This window comes from Pontimicrobium sp. MEBiC01747 (assembly GCF_053601635.1).
In genome coordinates this window covers 1-8,051 of sequence record NZ_JBSHNS010000154.1, presented here as the reverse complement: position 1 = coordinate 8,051, position 8,051 = coordinate 1, and the positions used below count along the sequence as shown (strand labels likewise).

Annotated in this window: 6 protein-coding genes; all 6 read right to left on the bottom strand. The window is 34.0% G+C overall.

Translation table 11 applies throughout. The features are described from left to right. Nucleotides 1-206 (bottom strand): hypothetical protein (locus ACVC2P_RS04400; protein WP_452597272.1); only part of this gene is annotated, 206 nt, incomplete at its 3' end. A gap of 200 nt (nt 207-406) precedes the next feature. Then, nucleotides 407-4,258, bottom strand: a complete 3,852-nt coding sequence (locus ACVC2P_RS04395; protein WP_452597271.1) for a M36 family metallopeptidase — start codon at nt 4,256-4,258, stop codon at nt 407-409. A 278-nt stretch (nt 4,259-4,536) separates the two neighbouring features. Beyond that, entirely contained in the window at nt 4,537-5,850 is a 1,314-nt protein-coding gene (gene nqrF, locus ACVC2P_RS04390) for an NADH:ubiquinone reductase (Na(+)-transporting) subunit F (protein ID WP_452597273.1), read from the bottom strand. Nucleotides 5,851-5,854: 4 nt separating this feature from the next. Beyond that, nucleotides 5,855-6,565 carry an NADH:ubiquinone reductase (Na(+)-transporting) subunit E gene (nqrE, locus tag ACVC2P_RS04385; protein ID WP_452597270.1) on the bottom strand — a complete coding sequence of 237 codons (711 nt, stop codon included), beginning with the start codon at nt 6,563-6,565 and terminating at the stop codon, nt 5,855-5,857. Nucleotides 6,566-6,603: 38 nt separating this feature from the next. After that, nucleotides 6,604-7,248 carry an NADH:ubiquinone reductase (Na(+)-transporting) subunit D gene (locus ACVC2P_RS04380; RefSeq protein ID WP_452597269.1) on the bottom strand — a complete coding sequence of 215 codons (645 nt, stop codon included), beginning with the start codon at nt 7,246-7,248 and terminating at the stop codon, nt 6,604-6,606. 3 nt (nt 7,249-7,251) lie between these two features. After that, nucleotides 7,252-7,995 carry a Na(+)-translocating NADH-quinone reductase subunit C gene (locus ACVC2P_RS04375; RefSeq protein ID WP_452597268.1) on the bottom strand — a complete coding sequence of 248 codons (744 nt, stop codon included), beginning with the start codon at nt 7,993-7,995 and terminating at the stop codon, nt 7,252-7,254. Between the last annotated feature and the right edge of the window lie 56 nt (nt 7,996-8,051).

The following is an 8,051-nucleotide window of genomic DNA, read 5'->3' as shown; positions in this document are numbered from 1 at the left end:
GCTATACTCCTTTTTAAGGACTCTAAATCTAACTCATAGAGTTGAAAATCTGAAGGCTTTGAGCTTCTATGTACTTTTGCTTCTTTCTCTAGTCTACTCTGACTAGTTTTTGTCCATATATTTTTTGATGCTTGCCTTCTATTTTGAGAAAAACCAAAAAGCACAAAAAACATTAAACCAATTGTTAGTAATGTAGTTTTATTCATAATCTAGTTGGGGTATTATTTTACACTGCTTCAAATATAACGTTTTATCGTTATTTCGCAACATTTTATCGTTTTTTTTGTCATATTACCGTTGAAATCACTAAAAAAATAAGGCTATGTTAATTCATTCAAAAAAACAAAAACCTAGGTGATTTTATAAATCATCTAGGTTTTTTAATTTATTTACTAGATCACCAAAATTAGTTAGTTCCTTCTGGTAATTGTTGTGTAAAGTTATAGGTTGCTGTTGGTGGACCTCCAAATACTGAGTTTGATGGATTGTTAAATATATTATTTCTTATATATAAAACATCACTATTTACCCCTGCATAATAGGTTAATCCATCCATATTTACATCTGTTCCATAATAACCTGTAGATCCGTAAGTCGCTACTGGTGGACCTCCAAATATTGAGTTATCGGGATCGTTAAACACTTGTGCACGTATTGATGGGACATCTGAGAAACCTCCTAAATAATTTAAAAGTCCATTTCCTGTACTGTCTCCTGCCCACATACCTAAGACACCGCTTGGCATTCCAAAACTGGTTTGAGCATCTGTTCCAAATACTAATGTACCTGAATTAGTAAAGTCTATTGCTGTTGTAGTATTTGACAATAATAAAGATGCCCCTGTCATAACACCTAAATGGTTTCTATGTTTTATAACTACATAATATCTATCTCCTGCCTGATTAAAAGTAACTGGTGACGTTCCGTCTACATCTACTACATCTCCATCACGTTGTAATAATGCAGATTTAGAATCTAATATAAGCGTACTTGTTGTTTGATCTCTAAGCTCTACTTGTACCCAATCTACAATTGCATTAGCCCCTGTTGTGTTAAATACAGCAGCATTACATGTTAAATTATCTGGATACGGACTAGTCGTTGGAATTAAATTATCAACTCTTAAATCATCTCTCATTAATGTTTCTTCTCCTGTATTAGGATTTAGTGCTGCTCCTTGTAAATAGACTTTAGGAGATACTGAAACTCTACATTCTGGTCCAGAAGTTACTGTTACTATAGCTTCACATGTAGATACACCTCCATTTCCATCATCTGCCGTAATTGTAACTGTAACATCTCCTGTATCACTACAAGAAAATACACTTTGACTTAAACTTGTAGTTACTGAATTACCACAATTATCTGCAAGTTTAGCTTCAGGCTGATATAAAGCATAAGCATCGTTAGCTGTAGACCATGCTGTTAAGTTACCTCCAGAAATTGGTAGTGCTTCTGTTCCTCCTGCATTTTCAATACCAGCTGTTCTGGTTCCTCCATTATTTTCTGCATTAGTATAATGAAATTCTATTCTACTTGTTCCTTCATGTAAATGTACTTGAGCTGTAACTGTTTCTGTTGCATTATACAATGGTACTGCATTGAATTCTACAACCATTTTTCTGTTTGGTGCAGTCCCTACTAATCCATATTGTATCGTTCCTCCTGCATTTGGGCTTAAATCGTCCCATGCAAAAGCTATCATTGTATTAGGGTTTCCTGTATTAGGTATAGCAGTAGGTGTATAAGATGCTGCCCCTGTCATTCCACTTCCATCAAAAGAAATAAATCCATTAGAAGCTATATAAAATTGAGTATATGTTGTACCATAAAAATTAAAATCGAAACCAATATTTAAAGCTGCTGTTCCCGCATCATCGCCTAATGTTACAGCTGTACCTCCAGTAATAGTTTCTGTAGCAAACGTTATAGATTCTTCAACATAAGCACTAGGGACTAAATTAGTAACTAAATCTTCTGTAGTTATAGTTCCTGCTCCATTAGCATCTAAAGTTACTGTTGCGTTTTGACATGATATTACTGGTAAACCATCTGTAACTGTTATTATCTGATCTATAGATGTTGCTGGCATTTGGTTATCTGTATAGGTAACTGTGTGATCTCCTACTCCTGCTGAAGCTGTATCGAAAGTAAATGTAATACCGTCTCCGTTATCTGTAACGTTAGGACCACTATATGTTCCTCCAAATAAGCGACCTCCTCCTAAATCTGAAATTGTTCCTTCTGTAATACATACTGAAGTTCTTGAGACAGCAAATGTTGTTGGAGGTAAATCTGTTGCTGTAGTTCCATCAGAATTACTATTACTCGATCCTTGAGAAGCACTAGCTCCTAACCCTGCTCCTGCAAAGACTTCCCAAATAGTAGAAGCATTTGCTCCACCATAGATGGCCTCATCTGCTGCTAAAATAGCATCACGCCCATCTACAAATCCTGGATTACATCCTTGAAGTTTCATTCCTTCTATAACTAATCGTAAACAAATATTGTTTCCTCCTGTTCCATAATAAATGTCTGGATCCCAACCATGATCGTCAATTAATGCCCAATTTAATTTCCATAAAATTGCAGACCATATAGATCCTACTCCATGCGGTACTACCGCCGAGCCTAAATCTGCATAACTTTGTGTATTTGTTGTACTATACGGTTGAGGACGAATTCCTGCTCCGTTAGGGCCTTGCCCAACTAACCAAGTTCCTATTCCTCTTTGATCTGTTCCTTGGTCTCCAGGCTCCATAGTCATTACTAATCCTATAAAATCTCCCCAGCCTTCGCCCATTTGTTCACTATTATTTAAACATCCTGAGTTTGCAGCTCCTCCTGTTAAACGTGTTGAAAGCCCATGACCATATTCATGCACTATTACAACGTTATCTAAATCTCCATCTCTTGTATTACATACATACATTTGCATTCTTCCTCTTCCACCATCTGCTGGAGTCGCGAAATTTGCATTACATGTTCCTGATCCATCTTGAGCTTCTGCTCTTACACTATCGCCTGCTGTACCTCCATTACCATAGTTATTAACTTGAAAGTTTCCTGAAGCTTCATCAAAACCATATATATACCATACATCATGAATAACATTTGTCCAATAGAATAAGTTTGTTACCGCTGCATTAATACTCCCTCCATTATTATTAACATTTGTATCTATTGTAAAATTAAAATCTAAAGCTGCTCCTCCATTTGCTCTTTCTGCATTTGTTCCTGAACCAGTTCCTGTTACTGTACTAGAACTATCATCATAAGCATCACAATTATTTCCTATTGTATAGTTAGACTCGGCTCCTGCTACACCATTAGTATCGTGCCATCCATAAGGAGACCCTGTTGCATCAGCTGGATCACTAACCACAGAACGTCCTCCATGCCCTGGTGATTCCACTGGCATAGCATAAACGTTATATGTACCTCCTCCAACAAATGCTGGTGTATTTACTGACGTTTTATTATTGTTTGTTACATTATATTCATCTTCACAATCGCTATCTAAATTTACATCATCGTGATTATGATTACTATGATCACCACCAATATTACATGATACTGTTAAATTATATTTATTTAGTATTTCTCCAGTATTGGCATCTACTATAAAGCTATACCAATCTGAAGAATTTCTATCTTCAATAGAAAATTCCCAAGCTAATGTAGCTCCTTCTCTTTCTTGATAGTAGTAAAGTTGCTTAACTGGGATGTTGCTATTGGAAACTCCTCCTTTACTATAATATATCGTTCTTTTTTGATAATCAGTTCTTTCGATATTATCATCTACTTCCACTACATTTAATCCTGTTGGAGTTCCATACCCCATTCTTTGTGATGTAGTTGTAATTGCTTGCGTAGCTGAAATACTAGCAGATGAATTTCTTACTGTATTATCTATATTCTGAACAAAGTTTACGTGAGAGGCAAATGTCTTACCGTCTTTAATATGTAAACTAGATTCTGTTCCAACGACTTCAATACCATTAACAGCTTGTCTTATATATGTATGATGAATACCACTTACAGAGCTAGTGTGCTCTGAAGTAACAACATAATTTGCTGTATTTCCTTCTTTCACCAATTCTTTTAAATAGTTTGAAGAAGTAATTCTTGGATTTTCTTCTTTCTTCTTTTCTTGTGCATTTAGTTGTATACTTAATAAACTTAAGAGTGTAAATGCAAATAACGCTTTAAAGTAAGATTTCAATTTCACCTTAAAAAAGAGGTAATTTTTCCCCATGATAATAGATTCGTATTTGAGAGTTAGTAATCTGGTAATTAACACAATTGAACTAAAAAAATTCAATTCCCTCAAAAATAGCATTTTAACTGATTTTTAACACATTTTGTAGCTATTTTCGACGAAATACACAAAAAAATCATATAACCTATTGATTTACAATTAGTTTCAAAAAACATCATTTTAATAAACACTAACTGCATTCGGGGGTAATCGCTTATAAACAAAAAACCCTAGCATTTTAACTGCTAGGGTTTTAAATATATATTAGTTGGGGTTTAACCTCCAAAGTCGTCAAAACGTATATTTTCGTCATCTAACCCAAAGTCTTCTCCCATTTTCTGAACTGCATTATTCATTAATGGTGGTCCACAGAAATATAATTCTATATCTTCTGGAGTTTCGTGTTTAGATAAATATTGGTCTATTACAACTTGATGTATAAACCCTACGAAACCATCACCTTCTTCATCATTAATATCTTTTTTAACTTTCCAATTATCTGCCTCTGTAGGATCTGATAATGCTATGTAAAACTTAAAGTTTGGAAAATCTTTCTCTAAAGCTCTAAAATAGTGAATGTAGAATAATTCTGCTTTAGAACGTCCTCCATACCAATAGGTCACTTTACGATCTGTTTTAAGTGTTCTAAATAATTCGTACAAGTGAGATCGCATTGGCGCCATACCAGCTCCTCCACCAACGTAAAGCATTTCTGCTTCAGATTCATTAATAAAGAACTCACCGTAAGGCCCAGAAATGGTTACTTTATCACCAATTTTTTGATTAAAAATATAAGAAGATGCTACACCAGGATTAACATCCATCCATCCTCCTTTTTCTCTATCGAAAGGAGGTGTAGCAACACGTACATTAAGCATGATTTTTCTACCTTCTGCAGGGTAAGAAGCCATAGAGTATGCTCTTTCTACCAACTCGTCATTTTTCATGACTAAAGGTCTTAAATTAAATTTATCCCAATCTGCTTCAAACTTGTTAGGTTCTCCTGGGTGATCTTCTGGGTGAGCCGAAATATCCATATCTGAATACTTAACTTCACATTTAGGGATTTCAATTTGAATATACCCTCCAGCTTTATAGTCCATATCTTCTGGAATTTCGACTACAAACTCTTTAATAAAGGTTGCAACATTATAGTTTGAAACTACAGTTGCTTCCCATTTTTTAATACCAAATACTTCTTCAGGTATGGTAATCTCCATATCCTGTTTTACTTTTACTTGACATGATAAACGAGCACCATGCTGTAATTCTTTTCTTGAAAAGTGAGGTGTTTCTGTTGGAAGCGCTTCTCCACCTCCAGATAATACATGACATTCACATTGAATACATGTTCCACCACCACCACATGCAGATGGCAAAAATATTTTGTTTCCTCCTAAAGTAGATAATAAAGTCCCTCCTGAAGCTACTTCTATTTCTCTTTCACCATTTATTAAGATCTTTACTGGACCAGATGGTGATAATTTTTGTTTTACAAATAATAATAAACTTACTAATACAAGTGTTATTATTAAAAAGGCTACTACAGTTGCGACTATAGTTCCTGTTGTTCCTGCTGCTAAAATGATCATACTACTTTGTTATTTTAGTGTTATTAGCTAACTTTTTATCGTCTTTAGAAGCTTCAACTTTTACTGTTTTATCTTCTTTTTTAGTTTCTTCTTCTCCTCCAGTTAACATACCTCCAAAACTCATAAATCCAATTGCCATTAATCCTGTAATGATAAAAGTGATTCCTAAACCTCTTAATGGTGCTGGCACGTTAGAGTATCTAATTTTTTCACGGATAGCAGCAATTGCTAAAATTGCTAAAAACCAACCGATACCAGAACCAATACCGTAAACAGTTGCTTGACCTAATGTAGGTATTTCACGAGATTGCATAAATAAAGACCCTCCTAAAATAGCACAGTTTACTGCTATTAATGGTAAAAAGATACCTAAGGAGTTGTATAATGATGGTGAGAACTTCTCTACTACTATTTCTACTAATTGTACCATTGTTGCAATAGTTGCAATAAACATGATAAATGACAAGAAACTTAAATCGTAATCTGCATATTCTTCTCCTAACCAAGATAATGCACCTGGTTGTAAAAGGTACTGATCTAACAACCAGTTTAAAGGTACTGTTATAGCTAATACGAAGATTACTGCTGCTCCAAGACCAACTGCTGTTGATACTTTTTTAGATACTGCAAGGTAAGAACACATTCCTAAGAATGTTGCAAACACCATGTTATCTATAAATATTGATTTGAAAAATAATTCTAATAATTCCATATTTCTTTCAATTTTTAGTGCTTAGTTATAAGCGCTAATTAATCTTCAATTAAAGCTTTGTTTCTACTACGTTGTACCCAAATAATGATTCCTACAACTATTAATGCCATTGGTGATAATAACATGAATCCGTTATTTTCATAACCTAGTGCATATAATCCTGTTTTTTCAATTGGATCACCTAAAACTTTAAATCCTAATAAAGTTCCTGAACCTAATAATTCTCTGAAGAAACCAACAATTATTAATATAACTCCGTACCCTAAAGAGTTTCCTATTCCATCAAGGAACGATTTCCAAGGTCCGTTTCCTAAAGCAAATGCTTCAAAACGTCCCATAATGATACAGTTTGTAATAATTAAACCAACAAATACAGATAAGGTTTTACTTAGCTCGTAAGCAAAAGCTTTTAGCACTAAATCTACAATAATTACTAAAGAAGCAACGACTATTAATTGTACAATAATTCTAATTTTTGAAGGTATAATGTTACGCATTAATGATATAACAACATTTCCTACTCCTAAAACGAAAAGTACAGAAATTGCCATTACAATTGATGCTTTTAACTCCGCAGTAATTGCTAAAGCCGAACATATTCCTAATACTTGAATAGTAATAGGGTTATTATCTGCTAAAGGATCTAATATTAAACTCGCGTCTTTTTTTGATAAAAGTCCCATATATTATTTTTTTAATTTTTGAAAGTAAGGTAAGTATAACTTCAGGTCTGTTTTAATCATTGCTGTTACACCATCTCCTGTAATAGTAGCTCCTGCAATAGCATCTACTTCGTTATCTGTTTTATCTGTATTCTTAGGATCGTTATTTCCTTTTGCTACAGTAATTCCTTTAAATACTCCGTTAGACATTAAATGCTCTCCAATAAAATCGTCCATAAAGAAACGTTGCTTAATGTTAGCACCAAGTCCAGGAGTTTCTCCTTTATGATCGAAATAGGCTCCTTGTACTATCATATTTTCATCTAAAGCAACATAACCCCATATAGCATCCCAAAGTCCTTTTCCTCTAATTGGAGCTACATAAAATGTTTTACCATCTTTTTCTCCAACAAATAAAGGTAAACGTCTTGTTTTTCCTTCTTTTGCCTTAGCTTGCTCTTTTTTAACATCTATAAGATAAGCTTGATCGTCTTCGGTTACTTTATCTCCTTCTATTACTAATTGCTTAGTAATGTATTTTGAAAATGCTTCTGGTGCTTTATCTGTAGAAATAAAAGTAGCACTACTTTCATCATTATCATTTACGCCCATAGCATACAAAATGTTTTGTTGCTTTTCTAGACGTTTATTTTCTGTAATCTTTTCTTTTGTTGCGCCTGCAATTCCAGCTAACAATGTTCCTACTATTAATACCATTCCTATGGCAAATAGTATTGTGTATGAATTTTTATCTGTTTTATTTTCCATCGTTATGCAGCTTTTGCTTTTAAACGTTTCATTCTTTTCTTGACATTACCTTGTAC